Origin of the sequence: Halothiobacillus diazotrophicus (assembly GCF_001663815.1) — a bacterium.
GTDB lineage: Bacteria > Pseudomonadota > Gammaproteobacteria > Halothiobacillales > Halothiobacillaceae > Halothiobacillus > Halothiobacillus diazotrophicus.
This window is the reverse complement of the sequence record NZ_CP016027.1, coordinates 2333169-2350212: the sequence shown is the minus strand read 5'-3', so window position 1 is coordinate 2350212 and position 17044 is coordinate 2333169. Positions and strand designations below refer to the sequence as shown.

Sequence of the window (17044 nt, the reverse complement as noted above, 5' to 3'; positions counted from 1 at the left end):
ACCCAGGGATGTACCGGAGCGTGCCGGTCACAGGAACGATCCCGCGGACCAGACGTCGAACCGATACCGGAAGCGCGCCGGTCTGAGGATACCCGTACCCGATCGCGCGTTCGATCCAGTTTCCACGCATGGGGATAGCATGCCAAACGACATGACTTTCTGGGCGGCCTTGTTGGTCGGATTCTTCGGCGGCGTACATTGCATCGGCATGTGCGGCGGCATCGTCGGCGCCCTCACCTTCGGCCTGCCGGCGGACAAGCGTGCGACGGCGCGGCAGCTGATGCCCTATCTGCTCGCCTACAATCTGGCCCGCATCACTTCCTACACCCTGGCGGGGGCGATCGCCGGACTCATCGGCGCGTTCGGGCTTTCGCTCATCCCGCTGCAGCACGCCCAGCTCTATCTGCTGATCGTTGCCGGCCTGTTCATGGTGCTGATGGGCCTCTACGTCGGTGGCTGGTGGTTCGGCCTGACGCGTATCGAGCGGGTGGGTTCGCGCCTGTGGCGCCACATCGAACCCCTCGGCCGGAAACTGATGCCCGTCCGCTCCCCCCGGCAGGCGCTGCTGCTCGGCTTCGTCTGGGGCTGGCTGCCCTGCGGCCTCGTCTACAGCGTGCTGATCTGGGCACTCTCGGCGGGCAGCGCCGCGCAGGGTGCGCTGCTGATGCTGGGGTTCGGTCTGGGCACCCTGCCGAACCTGCTTCTGATGGGCGCTTTTGCCGCCCAGCTCTCCGCCTTCACCCGCAAGCCGTGGGTTCGCTGGATCGCGGGCACGGCCGTCACCGGTTTCGGACTGTACACCGTGGGGCTGGCCATCTGGAATATCGCCGCGCACTGAAGCGCCCCGTCCGGGGGACTACCGGGCACGCAGTGTGGTCGGCACGTCCAACCGCATCAGGGTCCGTTCGCCCGTCCCCTCGCGCACGATCAACAGTTGCCGCTGATCCCGGCTGAAACTGATCCCTTCCCACTGATCGATCAGCGGCAGGCCGATGCTGTCCACAGGTTTGGCGAGCGCCCCCTGCCAATCCATGCCCGGTTTACGTTCGAAAAAATACACCGCGCCATAGGTGAGCACCGCCAGCAGACGCCCATCGTCACTCAGGGTCATGTCGGTGGGCTGATCGGCATAGGCACCGACCACCGGATGGAAGAGCCAAGCCAACAGATCCGGGGCGGGCAACGTGGGCAGAAACCCGATGAACCGTGCAGTCACGACTGGCGTATGACGATCCTGCACGCTGAGCCGCTCGCCGTTCGTCACCGGATGCCGCGCGCTCAGCGGTATCGTGAAGAAGCGTGCCGGATGTTCCCGCTTGGTCAGCAGCAGGAGCTGCCTGTCCTGACTGTCGAGAACGAGCGACTCGGCATCGTGGCCGCCGCTCCATCCGCCCTGCCGTTTCGGAGCCGGCACCTGATCGGGGTATCGGAAACGGATCAGGGCCGTGGGATCGGCGTTCTGCGTGCCGCCCAATACCGCCGGCTCAGGCACGAACCAGAGGCGATAATCCGGCCAGCTGTTCCGATTGTCGCCGATATCCCCGACGATCAAAGTAGGCTGACCGTCGATCTCGCCACTGGTGATCGCCTCCCAATCCCGTTGGCGGACGGGCGCGAGGTTCAGCGTGGACTTAAGGTTACCCTGCCCGTCGATCGCGAACAGCAGGGGATCGCTGCGCCGCGAGGAAGCCGGCAGGTTGATGTTGTCGTCATGGGTCCAGTACACGCCGGGATGACGCAGGGAAGCGGTCAGCCCGCTGGCCTCGTCGACCACCAGCGGCAACGCCGCAAACTGGTAGTCTGCGGCAGATCCTGACGCACTGATCGTCAGGGCCCATAAAAAAACCGCCGACCGGAACCCGGCCAGCGGCATGCGCACAATGTTCGTCAATCGTCGCCCCAAAAGAAAAAACGGAGAAAATCCGGTTTATTCGGCGGGCGTATCCTTGCCCTTGGTGTTCATACCGATCAACAGGTAGGCCGGACAGAAGTTGAACAGCCCGGTCAGCAACGGCACGATACCGATGTACCCCCACCAGCCGATCACGTGCGTGGCCGCCAGCGCGATCAGCACGATGCCCACGATAATCCGCAAGGCCTTATCAATCATTCCCACATTGGCTGTCATGACATCACTCCTGGTTCATATAGAGAGAAACCCCGTCGACAACACGGCCCACGCGCCTTCCTGCTCCGAAACACCCGCACGGCTCGCGGAAGTCTCAGGGTACTTTCCGAGATCGATTCCCCGATCGATTCCCCGATCAATTCCCTGGGAAAAACCCTGGGAAAAACCCTGGGCTGTTTCTCAGAGGGATTTGCCCGGATTATTTTTTGGGGACCGGATGGTGACGCACCAGATGCAGCGCCGTATGGCGCTCGAAATACACGGTGAACTCCGGATAGACCCAGCGCGTGATCGGCGGATGCAACTTGTCCCCCTTGGCCGGTACGGGCGCCAGCTTTTTCTGCGGCTTGCCGAACCGCTTGGTCACCTGGGCCATGCTCATGCCATGGACATAGTCCTTGCTCCCGGGTTTGGCGGTGTTGATATAGGGAGACATGACCTGAACATCCGGCGTATCGACGTGGCCCTGCGCCATTGCAAACGGCGCGGTCGCCACGGCAGCAGCAGCAAGTGCGGTCGCCATCAACCACCGAGGAAGCATAGGACGAGCAGTGATTCGTTGATCCATAACAAAAGCTCCTGAGACAAGTTTCGAAAAACAGATTCGCACTTTGGCCGCGTGCAGACGCACCACCGCATCCGCCGATTACCGTTACGCAACAAAAAAATCCCGCTGCGCCCGTATTTTACCTAGGATAAGCCGATCGGCGGAAAAAGTGTATCCCGCCGAGCGGCATTTCTAAAACGGGACGGCCACATCCCACGCGGGACTGCTAAACTGCGCGGGATTGTTCTGCCCCCTTCATCATTTCGGACGACTTCATGTTTCGATCCTTCGAGTGGCTGATCGGCCTCCGCTACACCCGCGCCAAACGCCGCAACCGGTTTGTTTCCTTTATCTCGGCCACGTCCATTATCGGTATCACCCTGGGCGTGACCGCGCTGATCGTGGTGATTTCCGTCATGAACGGGTTTCAGGACGAATTGCGTCACCGCATCCTGGGCATGACGGCCCACGCCACCATCAGCGAAAACGGCCAGGCGCTGCAGGACTGGCAGGGTCTGGCACAACGCGTTGCCCACGAACCGCACGTCGTTGCCTCGGCCCCCTACATCCAGGCCGAAGCCATGCTCTCCGCCCCGCCGAACGTCTCCGGCGCCATCGTGCGCGGCATCGAACCCAAAGAAGAAGATGCCGTCACCGATATCGGCCGACACATGGTCGCCGGCAAACTCACCGATCTCACCCCGGGTTCCTTCGGCATCGTGCTCGGTCAATCCCTTGCCGAAAGCCTGGGGGTTTCCGTGGGCGACAAGCTGATGCTGATCACGGCCAACGTCGCCGTCACCCCCGTCGGCGGTTTGTTGCGGCAACGACAATTCACGGTGGTGGGCATCTTCAAGGTCGGCATGTACGAATACGATCGCGGCTCGGCATTCATCGACCTGAAGGACGCCCAGGCCCTGTTCCGCATGGGGGACTCGGTCACCGGCCTGCGCCTGAAGCTCGACGACATGTTCCGTGCACCCTGGGTCGCCCGTGAACTGAACCGCAAACTTGCGTCCCCCTACTGGACGACCGACTGGACCCAGGCCAACGGCAACTTCTTCCGGGCGGTACAGACCGAACGTACGGTGATGTTCATCATCCTCTCCCTGATCGTCGCCGTGGCAGCATTCAACATCGTCTCGACCCTGGTGATGGTGGTCACCGACAAACGGGGCGACATCGCGATCCTGCGGACGCTGGGCGCCAGCCCCGCCAGCATCATGGGCATCTTTCTGATTTCCGGCACCGTGATCGGTCTGATCGGGACCCTCGTCGGCGTCACCATCGGCGTGGGCATTGCCCTGAACGTCGAAACGATCGTGCCCTGGATCGAACACGTGACCGGCACGCAATTCATGCCCGCCGACGTGTACTACATCAGCGAAGTCCCGTCCCGCCTGGACTGGAATGACGTCTGGCATGTGGGCCTGATGGCCTTCGCCCTCTCGTTCCTCGCCACCCTGTATCCCGCCTGGAGCGCATCGCGCGTCCAGCCTGCCGAGGCCCTGCGCTATGAATAATGCCGCCCCCCAGAGCGGGATCGTGCTCGAAACCCGCCAGCTCCGAAAGACCTACCGGGAAGGGCCGCTCAGCGTGGACGTACTCAAGGGCGTGGACCTGGCCATCCAGGCCCGTGAAATGGTAGCCATCGTCGGCGCCTCCGGCTCCGGGAAATCCAGTCTGCTGCAACTGATGGGCGGTCTTGACCGCCCCACGGACGGCGAAGTCTGGTTGGCCGGGAAACTGCTCTCCAGCCTGGGAGAAACGGCCCGGGGCCGGTTGCGCAATCAGCACCTGGGCTTCGTCTATCAGGCGCACCACCTCCTTCCGGAGTTCTCGGCACTGGACAATGTGGCCATGCCCCTGCTGATCCGTCGCATGCCCCGGGCCACTGCCCAGGAACGCGCGCGGGATCTGCTGGCCCGCGTCGGGCTCGGCCAGCGTCTGGAGCATCGCCCCGGGGAGCTGTCCGGCGGCGAGCGCCAGCGCGTTGCCATCGCCCGCGCACTGATCACCGAACCTGCGGTGGTGCTGGCCGACGAACCGACCGGCAATCTCGACAGCCACAGTGCCGACGATGTCTTCGACGTCATGCTGACGCTGAACCGGGAAATGGGCACAGCCATCGTTCTGGTCACCCACGATCACCAGCTCGCCCACCGGATGAACCGGATACTGAGCATGCGGGACGGAACGCTCGTCTCGTCCTGATGCCCCCAGATCCCGGGGCAAATAGGCCAAGGCAGATCCGCTCAGACCGCGCTTTTCCGACATCGGGCGCCCGGCTGTGCTAACTTTTTCGAAAGTCGCCGCCGTCAATGGATGTATTCATGCCCGATCAACCACCGCCGCACACCCCCTGCTTCGAACACCCGCGCTTCGCAGACCGCTCCCCTGCACTGGCAGATGCCTACCGGTTGCTGGACTCGGCCCTGATCACCTATCAGGGCAAGGTCGTCGGTACGATGGCGAGCCCGGACCCCCAGGCCCCGGCGGAAAACTATCAGGACTGTTTCGTGCGGGATTTCGTCTCGGCGGGTCTCGTGATGCTGCTCGAAGGCCGGAGCGACATCGTTCGCGCCTTCCTGAGCCTGATCATGCACCTCAGGGACCAGCAGGAAGAGATTGAAGGGCAGCAGGTGGCCCCCGGGGTGCTGCCCGCCTCCTTCCGGGTGATGCAGAACGCGTCCGGCGAGGAAAACCTGATTGCCGATTTCGGGGACCGAGCCATCGGCCGGGTCGCGCCTGTGGATTCCATGATGTGGTGGGCCATCCTCCTGCGCGCCTACGTCCAGAGCACCGGCGACCGGGGCTTTGCCCGGACACCGGAAGTCCAGCGCATGCTGCGCATGATCCTGAGCCTGTGCCTGCAAAGCCGTTTCGAGGTGTTCCCCACCCTGCTCGTACCGGATGGATCGTTCATGATCGATCGTCGCATGGGCGTGAACGGCCACCCCATCGAAATCCAGGCCCTCTTCGACATGACCCTGCGCTGCGCGGAACTGCTGGAAACCGACGAGGGCAACCGCTGGCTGATCGACCTGGCCGTACGCCGTCGCCACGTCCTGAAGGATTACATCCAGAACTACTACTGGCTGGACATGGACGTGCTCAATCGGGTGTACCGCTTTTCCACGGAAATGTTCGGCCAGGACGTCGACAACCTGTTCAATATCTACCCGGAGTCCATCCCCGGCTGGGTACCTGACTGGGTACCGGACGACGCCGGCTATTTCGTGGGCAACCTGGGCCCCGGTCGCATCGATTTCCGCTTCTTTTCCCAGGGCAACCTGTTGGCGTTGGTCGCCGGACTCGCCGCACCGGAGCAGGCCAAGAGCGTCATGAATCTGATCGAAGGACGATGGGACGATCTGATCGGCCGCATGCCCATGAAACTGGTCTACCCGGCAATCGAATCGCACGAATGGCGGCTCATCACCGGTTCCGACCCCAAGAACATCCCGTGGTCCTACCACAATGGCGGCAACTGGCCGGTACTGATCTGGCCGTTGACGGCGGCGGCAATTGCCAGCGGTCGCGAGGATCTCGCCCGACGCGCGTTCGAGATCGCGGAGGATCGGCTCTTGCGTGATGGGTGGCCGGAATACTACGATGGTCGCCATGGGCGATTGATGGGGCGCAAGGCGAACCTGCACCAGGTATGGAGCGCCACCGGCCTCATATTTGCACAGCACCTGCTGGACGACCCCGACAACCTGCACCGACTGGGCTTCTCGGAGACTGCAGCTTCATGAACGGCGAACCACTGTATATCGTCCTGATCAGTGTGCATGGCCTGATTCGTGGACACGATCTTGAACTGGGCAGGGACGCCGATACCGGCGGCCAAACCCTGTATGTCGTCGAACTCGCGCGCGCTCTGGCGCGGGACAAACGGGTCGGTCGCGTCGATCTGATCACGCGCCGCATCGTCGACCCACGCGTGTCCAGCGATTACGCCGAACCGGAAGAGGATATCGGGGATGGCGCGCGGATCGTGCGCATATCGGCCGGACCGGACGAGTATCTCCCCAAGGAACAGCTGTGGGAGTACCTCAATTGCCTCGTCGACGGCGCCCTCGACCATATTCAGGCCACCGGCCTTGCCCCGGCCCTCGTCCATAGCCACTATGCCGATGCCGGTTATGTGGGCGTACGTCTGGCCCACCATCTGGGCGTACCCCTCGTCTTCACCGGGCACTCCCTCGGCCGCGTCAAGCGTCAGCGCCTGCTGGCCAAGGGCGAGTCCGCCACCACCATCGAAGAAAAATACAATCTCTCCCGACGAATCCGCACGGAAGAGGAAACGCTGGCCGCTTCCGCCCTGATCGTGACCAGCACCCAGCACGAGATCGAGGAGCAGTACGGACTGTACGATTGGGCCGATGAGGCACGCATGCGCGTGATCGCCCCCGGCGTCAATCTGGCGCGGTTCTCCCCACCATCGGATCAAAGCCCGCCGCCCATCGCCAACGAGCTCAACCGCTTTCTCCGGACCCCGGACAAACCGTTCGTACTGGCGCTTTCCCGTCCCGACGAACGCAAGAATCTCGGGACCCTGGTGCGGGCCTATGGCGAGAATGCGGCCTTGCGGGACCAGGCCAACCTCGTCATCGTCGCGGGCAACCGAGACGACATCCGCGACATGGACCCCGGCTCCCGCCAGGTGCTGACGGAATTGTTGCTGCTCATCGACCGCTACGATCTCTACGGACAATGCGCCTATCCGCGCCACCACGACGCCGACGACGTTCCCGATCTTTATCGCTACGTCACGCAAACGGGAGGGGTGTTCATCAATCCGGCGCTGACCGAACCGTTCGGGCTGACGCTGATCGAGGCGGCTGCCTGTGGCGCCCCCATCATCGCCACCGAGGACGGGGGCCCCCAGGACATCATCAAGGCCTGCGCCAACGGCGAGCTCATCAATCCACTGGATGCCGACGAGATCGGCGAGCGACTCCTGGCACTGCTGAAGGACAAGGCGCGGTGGCAGACCTACTCCCGCAACGGCATCAACGGCGTCCGGCAGCACTACGCCTGGAGCAATCACGTCAACGCCTATCTCGAGGCGATCGAGCCCCTGCTCAACGAAAGCCCGCTGCCTGCGCCCACCATGCAGGCACGCCCCGAGCTCATCCTGGTCGACCGGATGCTGCTGGTCGAGCTTTCCGCCCTCGGACAGAATCCGGACGATCCAGACTTGCGCGAACTCATGGCCGAACTGCGTCAACGTCGCCGTCAGGTCGCCTTCGGCATTGCCTCGGACCGCCCGCGGCACGAAGTGCTCGGACAGCTGAAGCGCCTGAAACTCCCCCCGCCCGATGTCCTGGTCACGCGAGGCGGCACCCAGATCCACTATGGTGCCCGCCTCTCCCGGGATCGTGGCTGGAGTCAGCACATCAGTCAGAACTGGCAACCGGACCGGATATTCAACCTGCTCGAGGAAACGCCCGGCATACGTTTGGGGCCCCGTAGCGTTCAGGGCATCTTCGCCATCCATGCCCTGATTGACGATCACGAGGCATTCATCGGGCAAACCGCGCTCGAAACGCGTTTCTTCGAATCCGATATCGGCGCCCGCATCCAGCGCATCAACCCGGCCGAACTGCTGATCACCCCGCAGCGCGCCTCCAAGGGGTTTGCGCTGAGGTATCTCGCGCACCAGTGGAACATCCCACTGGACCATATTCTGGTCGCAGGCGGCGTGCTTACCGATGAAGACATGCTGCGTGGACACACCCTGGGTGCGGTGGTCGTACCGGACGGCAAAATCCACCTACCAGGCCTGATCGACCTGGAACGGGTGATGTTCAGCAAGGATACGTATGCCGCCGGTATCCGCCAGGCCATGCGCCACTACGACTTCTTCGGCGCCTGCACGCTTCCCGAACCACAGGCGACCGACGCTGCCACGAACCAATCCCCTGAGCGAGATATTCACGGATGAGCGAACATACGGGCCACCCGATCCTGCTGTGCTGCGATCTGGATCGCACCTTGATTCCCAATGGCAAACAACCTGAATCGACCGAGGCCCGCCCCCTGCTCAACCAAGTCTGCCGGCACCCGGAAGTCCATCTCACGCTGATCAGTGGCCGGGATCTGGGGCTCGTGCTTGACGGAATTGCAGAATGGTCGCTCCCGATCCCCGAGTTCATCGTCGGCGACGTCGGCACGACGATCTACACTCCGAAATCACCCAGCCAAGGCCTCGTCCGGGAAAACTGGGTTTCCTGGCCGGCCTGGACCGCAGAAATCGCGCCAGACTGGAGCGGCATGACGCACGACGACATTACCGACCTGTTTCAGGACCTTACGGCACTCTCGCCCCAAGAGCGCGAGAAGCAGGGCATGCTGAAGGCCAGCTACTACGTGGATCGCTCCGCCAACCCCGACATTCTCGAAGCCGAGATCCAACGACGTCTGTGGCGCCTGGGTATCAATGCACGCCTGATCTGGTCCTACGACGAAATGGCCGATCGCGGGCTTCTGGATGTTCTACCGATCAACGCCAGCAAATTCCACGCGATGGAGTTCCTCATCCAGCAGCAGGGATACAGCCAGGATAGGGCGGTGTTTGCAGGAGACTCGGGCAACGACCTGCACGCCCTGACCAGCCACATCAACGGCATCCTGGTCGCCAACGCAGAACCCGAAGTCAAATCCAAGGCGATCGAGACCGTGCAGGCCGCCGGACTGGACAACACCCTGTACCTTGCCAAAGGGCACTTTCTGGGCATGAACGGGAATTATTCGGCGGGTGTCCTCGAGGGACTGGCCCACTACCTCCCCGAAACGCTCGGATGGATGACCGCCGGCAAACCATAATCCAGAGACGAGACGCGCCAGCAATTCAAGTTGGCCCGGAAAATGCTCACCCCTGTGGAGGGATACCCAGCCACCCGGCATGTAGCTCCACCAAACTATTCACAGGGACAGACAAATCATGAACCACTCGTCAACGCTTCGAACCGCACGTGGCTTCACCCTCATCGAACTGATGATCGTCATCGCCATTATGGGGATTTTGGCCAGCATTGCCCTATATGCCTATCAGGATTACATCATTCGCTCCCAGGTTGCCGAAGGCATCACCCTCTCGAGCGGCCCCCAACTGGCTCTGGCAGAGTGGCAGAGTTCCCATCCCAATTTCCCCAATAGCGGTGTTCCCGGGAACAATACCTCTTTAGGGTTAGCAGCGCCTACATCGATAAATGGAAATTACACTCATTCTGTTGCGGTCATTAACGGCGGAAAGATTGAACTGGTCTACGGCAACAAGGCAAACACGGCCATCGCCGGCACTGCAAAGAAATGCACGCTGTCTCCGATAACAAGCTCAGCAGGTGCAATTCGCTGGCAGGCAGCCTGCGGCTTTGACTCTCGATACCTGCCTCAAGCCTGGCGGTGAGTCCATGCAAGCATTGCTTGGTTCCACTCCCATGAACCAAGCATCCTGTGTCACGAACAGACACTCGGCACCAGCCAACGACATCCAAAATTGTCAATTTTAAACAGTTCCCGTTTTATCGCGGTTATGCTTTAGCGCATGAGAACCAAACCCCTTGTTCGTCGAATACTGACAAGCACCGTACTGCTACTTCTGCTGTTTTTTATCCTGATCCAGGTCTGGTTTTTTACCCAGATCTGGTACTTACGGGATCACAACCCCACCAGCACCGCGTACATGCGCGAACGCTTGGCGCTGATCCACTCGGTCAATCCTCACGCGCGTCTCGATTACAGCTGGGTACGCTATTCGCAAATAGCGCCCATTGCCAAGCGGGCCGTGGTTGCCTCAGAAGACGACCGGTTCATGGATCATTGGGGGTTCGACTTGACCGGCATCCAGGACGCCTTCGAGAAAAATTTGGCCGAAGGAGCGTTTGCCGCTGGCGGTTCGACCATCAGCCAACAACTGGCCCGCAATCTTTTTCTTTCACCGAGCAAAACACTCTGGCGAAAGGGCGAGGAAGCCCTGATCACGCTGATGCTGGAAGCCACACTGGGCAAAAAGCGCATTCTCGAGCTGTATCTGAACGTGGTCGAATGGGGCAATCTGATCTACGGAATCGAAGCCGCCAGCCGGCATTATTTCCACAAACCGGCCAGTCAACTGACGGCACACGAAGCCGCGTTTCTCGCCGCCATGCTCCCCAATCCCCGGTTCTATCAGGACAATCCCACCAGCCGAGGGCTGCAGAACCGTATCAGGGCCGTCGAGGGGCGTATGCGCCTATCTCGAATCCCAACCTGATATACTCCGGCGAACCTTGTAGGAAGCAAGCTTAGGCTACACATGACGGACTCAACGCTCACCTCGCCCCAACCTGCCATCGCCATTATTGGACTGGGCTACGTCGGCCTCCCCCTGGCCGTCGAATTCGGCAAGCAACGCCCGGTCATTGGCTTCGATATCGACCCCACGCGGATCACGCAATTGCAACAGGGCATCGACCGAACGATGGAAGTCGCAACGCACGAGCTACAGGCGGCGACCAAGCTTTTCTTCACTGATGCCCCTGAAGCCTTACAGGCCGCATCCGTCTATATCATCACCGTCCCTACCCCGATCGATGTGCACAAACGCCCCGACCTGTCGCCCTTACTCCGCGCCAGCGAAACCGTTGGCCGTGCCCTGAAGCCCGGCGATATCGTCATCTACGAATCCACGGTCTATCCGGGCGCCACGGAAGAGGATTGCGTCCCCGTGCTCGAACGCCATTCCGGCCTGGTCTTCAACCGGGATTTTTTTTGCGGCTACTCCCCGGAGCGAATCAACCCCGGCGACAAGGCCCACCGACTGCCCGACATCAAGAAAGTGACCTCCGGCTCCACACCGGAAACCGCACGGATCGTTGACGACCTGTACCGAAGCATCATCACCGCCGGTACGCATCTCGCGCCGAGCATCAAGGTGGCCGAGGCCGCCAAGGTCATCGAGAACACCCAACGCGACGTCAACATCGCGCTGATCAACGAACTGGCCATCCTGTTCAACAAGCTGGGACTGGACACCGGGGCCGTGCTGGAAGCAGCGGGAACGAAGTGGAATTTCCTGCCCTTTCGGCCTGGCCTGGTGGGCGGACACTGCATCGGCGTGGACCCCTACTACCTCACCCACAAGGCCCAGGAAGTCGGCCATCATCCGGAAATGATCCTGGCAGGAAGACGGATCAACGACGGCATGGGGGCCTATGTCGCCAGTCAGATGATCAAGGCCATGCTGAAAAAGGGCATCCGGGTCCAGGGCGCCCGCATCCTCGTCATGGGCCTCACCTTCAAGGAAAACTGCCCCGATCTGCGCAACACGCGCGTGATTGATGTCATCCGGGAACTGGCCGATTACGGCGCAATGGTTGATGTTCATGACCCTTGGGCAGATCCGGAGTGCGCAAGACGAGAATATGGCATCGAACTCCTCGACACCCCTGAGCGTAGCCAATACGATGGCATCGTACTCGCCGTTGCACACACGAAATTTCAGAACATGGGAGTTTTATCCATCCGGGCACTAGGGACACCCGGACATGTTCTATACGACTTGAAACAAATATTCACACCAAATAAATGCGACCTGCGCCTCTAGTTATGCTAGCACTCACAAGACACAAGGGTTCGTGCGCCGACAAGGATGATTAATGAAAGCAGTGATTTTGGCAGGGGGGCTTGGCACGCGAATCTCAGAGGAAACTCACCTCAAGCCAAAGCCCATGATTGAAATCGGAGGGAAACCAATCCTCTGGCACATTATGAAAATTTACTCCAGCCATGGTGTAAATGATTTTCTTATTTGCTGCGGATACAAGGGATATCTGATCAAGGAATACTTCGCCAATTATTTCCTGCACATGTCGGATGTCACATTCGACATGGCAAACAATCAGATGACAGTCCATCAGAAAAAAGTGGAACCATGGCGTGTCACACTCGTGGATACCGGCGATGAAACATTGACAGGGGGACGGCTTAGAAGAGTAAAGACATACCTCCAAGAGGAAGAGGCTTTCTGCTTCACCTACGGGGACGGCGTGGCAGATGTCGACATCACCAAACTCATCCAATTCCACAAGCAACACGGAAAAATCGCCAGCATAACCGCTGTGTCACCTCCAGGCCGATATGGCGCCCTTGAGATGTCCGGCAGCACCGTATCAGGGTTCAATGAGAAACCACAAGGCGAAGGCGGTCTCATCAATGGAGGGTTTTTCGTCCTGTCCCCTAAAGTAATCGACTTGATCGAGGATGACATGACCCCCTGGGAGGGCCCTCCAATGCAAGCGCTGGCTGCAGGAAATCAACTCATGGCCTTCGAGCATCGGGGTTTCTGGCAGCCGATGGATACATTGCGAGAACGGAATCTGCTTGAAAAGCTATGGCAATCCGGAAATGCGCCCTGGAAGATCTGGCCGTGAGGGTAGATAAGGACTTCTGGGCAGGAAAAAGAGTTCTCGTTACCGGCCATACGGGGTTCAAGGGTGGCTGGTTAACTTTGTGGCTCAAAGAGATGGGCGCGAGAGTTACCGGAATAGCACTCCCGCCAGACACAACACCCAACTTGTTCGAGGCAACAAATCTGCAAGAAGGCATATCGCATGTGGAACTTGATATCCGAAATGCCACCGCCGTCGCAGAAGTCATAGCTCAAGCCCAACCTCAAATCGTATTGCATTTAGCAGCACAACCGTTGGTAAGGCAGTCGTATACAGATCCACTTGACACATGGTCAACCAATGTCATGGGATCAGCAAACCTGCTTGAAATACTGCGCAAATCAGATAGTGTCAAGGCCATCATTGTCATCACAACGGATAAGGTATATCAGAATCAGGAATGGTGGTTTCCTTATCGTGAAAATGATGCCCTTGGGGGACATGACCCTTACAGCGCGAGCAAGGCCGCTACAGAAATCCTAACGTCAAGTTATCGTTCATCCTTCTTCAATCAGCGCGGTGTAGCCCTTGCAACCGCCCGAGCTGGCAATGTCATGGGTGGCGGAGATTGGTCAGCAGACAGGTTGATCCCTGATGCAATCCGAACATGGCAGGCCGGAGAACCTCTCTCACTTCGTAACCCTGAAGCAATCAGGCCATGGCAACACGTACTGGAACCCATCTCGGGATACCTCACCCTGGCCCAGAAACTCTGGACCTCCCCAAACCTTTCCGACGCGTATAACTTTGGACCTGAAGCGACGCAACACATCAATGTACGAACCATCGTTGACAAGGCGCGCCAATTCTATGGGCGGGGTGATTATGTAGTCACACCTGCCACCGACAATCTGCATGAAACACAAATACTAACCCTGGATACCTCTAAAACACGGCAGAGACTTGGTATCAAATCCGTTTGGTCGATTGACCAGTGCATACAACACACAATGACCTGGTATCGTGCATTTGAGAACGGACAAAGCGCATATCAGCTGTGCAAATCCGATATATCCGATTTCGAGAGCATGGAATGAGCCGTTTTACCATTTTCGAGACGCCCCTGCCCGACCTGAAGCTAATACAGAGGCATCCAGTCCGGGATACACGAGGAGTGTTCACAAAATTCTACTCCCATGAAGAGCTTGCCACTGTTGGCTGCCAAAAGGGTATCGCGCAAATCAACCACAGCCATACAATAAAGGCAGGAACTGTCAGAGGATTACACTTCCAAACTGAGCCCTACTCGGAGTATAAACTCGTCAGTTGCCTGCACGGCACCATATGGGATATCGCTGTCGACATCAGACCTGAATCGGCCAGTTTTCTCCAGTGGTTCGCCACGGAGTTATCTGCTGAAAACTGTATGGCACTTTGCATCCCCCCAGGCTTCGCACATGGGTTTCAGACACTTACGGATCACTGCGAGCTTTTGTACGCGCACAGCGCCCCATATCGATCAGATGCCGAATCTGGAATAAATCCGAAAGACCCGACACTCAACATACCGTGGCCCCGACCAATTGAACTTCTCTCAACCCGTGATCAATCGCTACCCACAACTAATGACTGGATCATGGAGATGAGCTCATGAATTGCCGGCATTGTGGCGCTCATCTTTCGCAAACCATGATCGATCTTGGTAGCGCCCCACCATCTAATGCCTACCTGACCACTCAAACCCTACATATGCCGGAACGGTGGTTGCCATTAAAAGTATTGGTATGCACCCAATGCTGGTTAGCTCAAACGGAAGACACCACAACCGCAGAAATGCTTTTTGACGCAGAATATGCGTACTACAGCTCTTTCTCGCGTACATGGCTTGACCATGCAAAACGATATGTGCAAGACATGCGATCGAGATTCGCCCTAGACAGCACCTCATACGTCATAGAGGTTGCCGCAAATGACGGTTATCTTTTGCAGTATGTGCAAACTTTAGGAATCCCCTGCCTTGGGATTGAGCCGACATCAGGCACTGCTGCGGCCGCACGCGCCAAAGGTCTACCCATTATTGAACAGTTTTTCGGACGAACGTTGGCAGAATTGCTCGTTGTGGAAGGACACCAAGCCGACCTCACCATTGCCAATAACGTACTGGCACATGTACCTGATATCAACGACTTCATAACTGGATTTAAAGTGCTACTCAAACCAAGTGGCGTCGCCACATTTGAGTTCCCACACCTACTCGAATTAGTGGAAAAAAATCAGTTCGACACTATTTATCACGAACATTTCTCCTATCTATCCCTAACAGCGACCTTAAATATATTCAACAGAAATGGGCTTGAAATTTTCGACGTCAAACAACTATCCACCCATGGCGGCAGCTTGCGCATCTACGCGCAACGAAAAGATTCCGGCCCCTACAAAATAGCACCAAGGGTATCCGAACTTTTACGGCGTGAAAAAGAGGCTGGCTTACTAAGCGAGAAACACTTCACGGATTTCCAGCCCAGAGCAAATAAAGTAAAAAACGACCTGCTTTTATTCCTAATCAACGCAAAAGAAAGTGGGAAACGGGTGGTCGCCTATGGCGCAGCCGCAAAAGGCAACACACTGCTCAACTACTGCGGTATCCGCCCGGATCTCTTACCCTATGTAGTTGATATGAACCCAGTGAAGCAGGGAAAGTTCATGCCTGGAAGCAGGATACCGATTCTGGCCCCGGAGCAAATACAAAAGGATCGACCTGATTACATATTGATCCTGCCATGGAACATCCGTCAAGAAGTGATTGGATTGCTTGACTATGCAAAAGGCTGGGGCTGCAAGTTTGTAACCGCCATCCCCAGAATAGAAATTCTATGAAGCAGAAGATTTTTTATACAAAACCATCTATTACCGAACGTGAGGTTAGCCTTGCAACTGACGCCGCCCAGAACGGTTGGGGAGCTCAATGCTATGACTACATTCATCGGTTCGAGGAAGCCTTCAAGCTGCACTTAGGTGTCAAACACGCAATAGCCACCTCAAGTTGCACTGGCGCCCTACATATGGGCCTTGCGGCAATAGGGGTCAAGCCAGGTGATGAAGTAATTTTGGCGGATACCAACTGGATTGCGAGCGCCGCGCCCATCACATACCTTGGGGCTAAACCGGTATTCGTCGATATCCTTCCGGACACTTGGTGCCTAGACCCAGAAAAGGTAGAAGCCGCCATTACGTCGAAGACAAAAGCAATTCTTGCCGTCCACCTATATGGCAACTTAAGCGCAATGAATGAGCTGAACACCATAGGCAACAAGTATGGAATACCCATCTTAGAAGACGCAGCAGAAGCCATTGGGTCAATTTACCAGGGGCATAAAGCTGGCTCCATGGGACTGTTTGGGACGTTCTCCTTTCATGGAACGAAAACAATAACAACCGGCGAAGGTGGCATGATTGTCACTAACGATGACGCCCTCTACGATCAGCTTTGCACCCTAAGCAACCATGGACGCAACAAGAATCAAACAAAGCAATTCTGGCCAGATACAATAGGATTTAAATACAAAATGTCCAATGTACAGGCCGCGATTGGCTGTGCTCAAATGGAACGGATCGATGATCTCATAGCTAGAAAACGGGAAATATTTGCTTATTACAAAGCGAGACTTGCGAATATACCCGGCATCAAGATGAATCCGGAACCAAAAGGATCGACTATTGGCGCCTGGATGCCAACAATCCAGTTTTATAACTCACCGGAATCGGTCGTGGAAAGATTGAAACAAAATTTCAACCAAGAACAAATTGATGCTCGGGTTTTTTTTCACCCTTTGTCCAGCCTTCCAATGTTTGATAACCATGGATGTACCCCAATTGCCTACCGAACGGCCAAGCAAGCCATAAACTTACCCAGTTACCATGACATAACAAAAAATGAACTCGACAGGGTGTGTTCCGTGATAACTGGAACACTAAGCGAAATGGGGTAAC

Annotated in this window: 17 protein-coding genes; 14 read left to right on the top strand and 3 right to left on the bottom strand. The window is 57.8% G+C overall.

The window, feature by feature from the left end:
• The first annotated feature begins 139 nt into the window (after nucleotides 1-139).
• Entirely contained in the window at nucleotides 140-838 is a 699-nt protein-coding gene (locus tag A9404_RS10380) for a sulfite exporter TauE/SafE family protein (protein WP_066101176.1), read from the top strand.
• Nucleotides 839-856: 18 nt separating this feature from the next.
• Here A9404_RS10380 and A9404_RS10375 read toward each other — a convergent pair whose 3' ends face one another.
• The 3 genes from A9404_RS10375 to A9404_RS10365 form a co-directional block, all read right to left on the bottom strand.
• Nucleotides 857-1891: a hypothetical protein gene (locus A9404_RS10375; RefSeq protein WP_156521312.1), complete on the bottom strand. Its 1035-nt coding sequence runs from the start codon at nucleotides 1889-1891 to the stop codon at nucleotides 857-859.
• Between the two features lie 36 nt (nucleotides 1892-1927).
• Nucleotides 1928-2128: a YgaP family membrane protein gene (locus A9404_RS10370; protein WP_066101170.1), complete on the bottom strand. Its 201-nt coding sequence runs from the start codon at nucleotides 2126-2128 to the stop codon at nucleotides 1928-1930.
• 199 nt (nucleotides 2129-2327) lie between these two features.
• Entirely contained in the window at nucleotides 2328-2696 is a 369-nt protein-coding gene (locus tag A9404_RS10365; protein WP_156521311.1) for a hypothetical protein, read from the bottom strand.
• A gap of 254 nt (nucleotides 2697-2950) precedes the next feature.
• Here A9404_RS10365 and A9404_RS10360 point away from each other — a divergent pair, with 254 nt between their 5' ends.
• From A9404_RS10360 to A9404_RS10310, 13 genes are all read left to right on the top strand, one after another.
• On the top strand, nucleotides 2951-4198 hold the full coding sequence (locus A9404_RS10360) for a lipoprotein-releasing ABC transporter permease subunit (protein ID WP_066101164.1): 1248 nt from the start codon (nucleotides 2951-2953) through the stop codon (nucleotides 4196-4198).
• Entirely contained in the window at nucleotides 4191-4889 is a 699-nt protein-coding gene (gene lolD / locus A9404_RS10355; RefSeq protein ID WP_066101161.1) for a lipoprotein-releasing ABC transporter ATP-binding protein LolD, read from the top strand. Before A9404_RS10360 ends, lolD begins: the two co-directional genes overlap by 8 nt.
• Nucleotides 4890-5008: 119 nt before the next feature.
• Nucleotides 5009-6433 (top strand): glycoside hydrolase 100 family protein, encoded by a 1425-nt coding sequence (locus A9404_RS10350; RefSeq protein WP_066101158.1) that lies wholly within the window; start codon nucleotides 5009-5011, stop codon nucleotides 6431-6433.
• Nucleotides 6430-8628 carry an HAD family hydrolase gene (locus A9404_RS10345; RefSeq protein WP_066101153.1) on the top strand — a complete coding sequence of 733 codons (2199 nt, stop codon included), beginning with the start codon at nucleotides 6430-6432 and terminating at the stop codon, nucleotides 8626-8628. The genes A9404_RS10350 and A9404_RS10345 overlap by 4 nt, the downstream gene beginning before the upstream one ends.
• Nucleotides 8625-9509, top strand: a complete 885-nt coding sequence (locus A9404_RS10340) for an HAD-IIB family hydrolase (protein ID WP_066101150.1) — start codon at nucleotides 8625-8627, stop codon at nucleotides 9507-9509. Before A9404_RS10345 ends, A9404_RS10340 begins: the two co-directional genes overlap by 4 nt.
• 118 nt (nucleotides 9510-9627) lie before the next feature.
• A complete protein-coding gene (locus A9404_RS13210) occupies nucleotides 9628-10092 on the top strand; it encodes a pilin (protein ID WP_082922911.1) in 465 nt (154 codons plus the stop codon).
• A gap of 138 nt (nucleotides 10093-10230) precedes the next feature.
• Nucleotides 10231-10938: a monofunctional biosynthetic peptidoglycan transglycosylase gene (gene mtgA / locus A9404_RS10335; RefSeq protein WP_066101147.1), complete on the top strand. Its 708-nt coding sequence runs from the start codon at nucleotides 10231-10233 to the stop codon at nucleotides 10936-10938.
• Between the two features lie 42 nt (nucleotides 10939-10980).
• A complete protein-coding gene (tviB, locus tag A9404_RS10330; RefSeq protein ID WP_066101143.1) occupies nucleotides 10981-12270 on the top strand; it encodes a Vi polysaccharide biosynthesis UDP-N-acetylglucosamine C-6 dehydrogenase TviB in 1290 nt (429 codons plus the stop codon).
• A gap of 52 nt (nucleotides 12271-12322) precedes the next feature.
• Nucleotides 12323-13096, top strand: coding sequence for a glucose-1-phosphate cytidylyltransferase (gene rfbF, locus A9404_RS10325; protein ID WP_066101140.1), 774 nt, complete (start codon nucleotides 12323-12325; stop codon nucleotides 13094-13096).
• A complete protein-coding gene (rfbG, locus tag A9404_RS10320) occupies nucleotides 13057-14151 on the top strand; it encodes a CDP-glucose 4,6-dehydratase (protein ID WP_066101137.1) in 1095 nt (364 codons plus the stop codon). The genes rfbF and rfbG overlap by 40 nt, the downstream gene beginning before the upstream one ends.
• Complete coding sequence (locus tag A9404_RS13205; RefSeq protein WP_082922910.1) at nucleotides 14148-14708, top strand: dTDP-4-dehydrorhamnose 3,5-epimerase family protein; 561 nt, start codon at nucleotides 14148-14150, stop codon at nucleotides 14706-14708. Before rfbG ends, A9404_RS13205 begins: the two co-directional genes overlap by 4 nt.
• Nucleotides 14705-15931 carry a class I SAM-dependent methyltransferase gene (locus A9404_RS10315; RefSeq protein WP_066101134.1) on the top strand — a complete coding sequence of 409 codons (1227 nt, stop codon included), beginning with the start codon at nucleotides 14705-14707 and terminating at the stop codon, nucleotides 15929-15931. Before A9404_RS13205 ends, A9404_RS10315 begins: the two co-directional genes overlap by 4 nt.
• Complete coding sequence (locus A9404_RS10310; RefSeq protein WP_066101130.1) at nucleotides 15928-17043, top strand: DegT/DnrJ/EryC1/StrS family aminotransferase; 1116 nt, start codon at nucleotides 15928-15930, stop codon at nucleotides 17041-17043. The genes A9404_RS10315 and A9404_RS10310 overlap by 4 nt, the downstream gene beginning before the upstream one ends.
• Nucleotide 17044 lies beyond the last annotated feature (1 nt).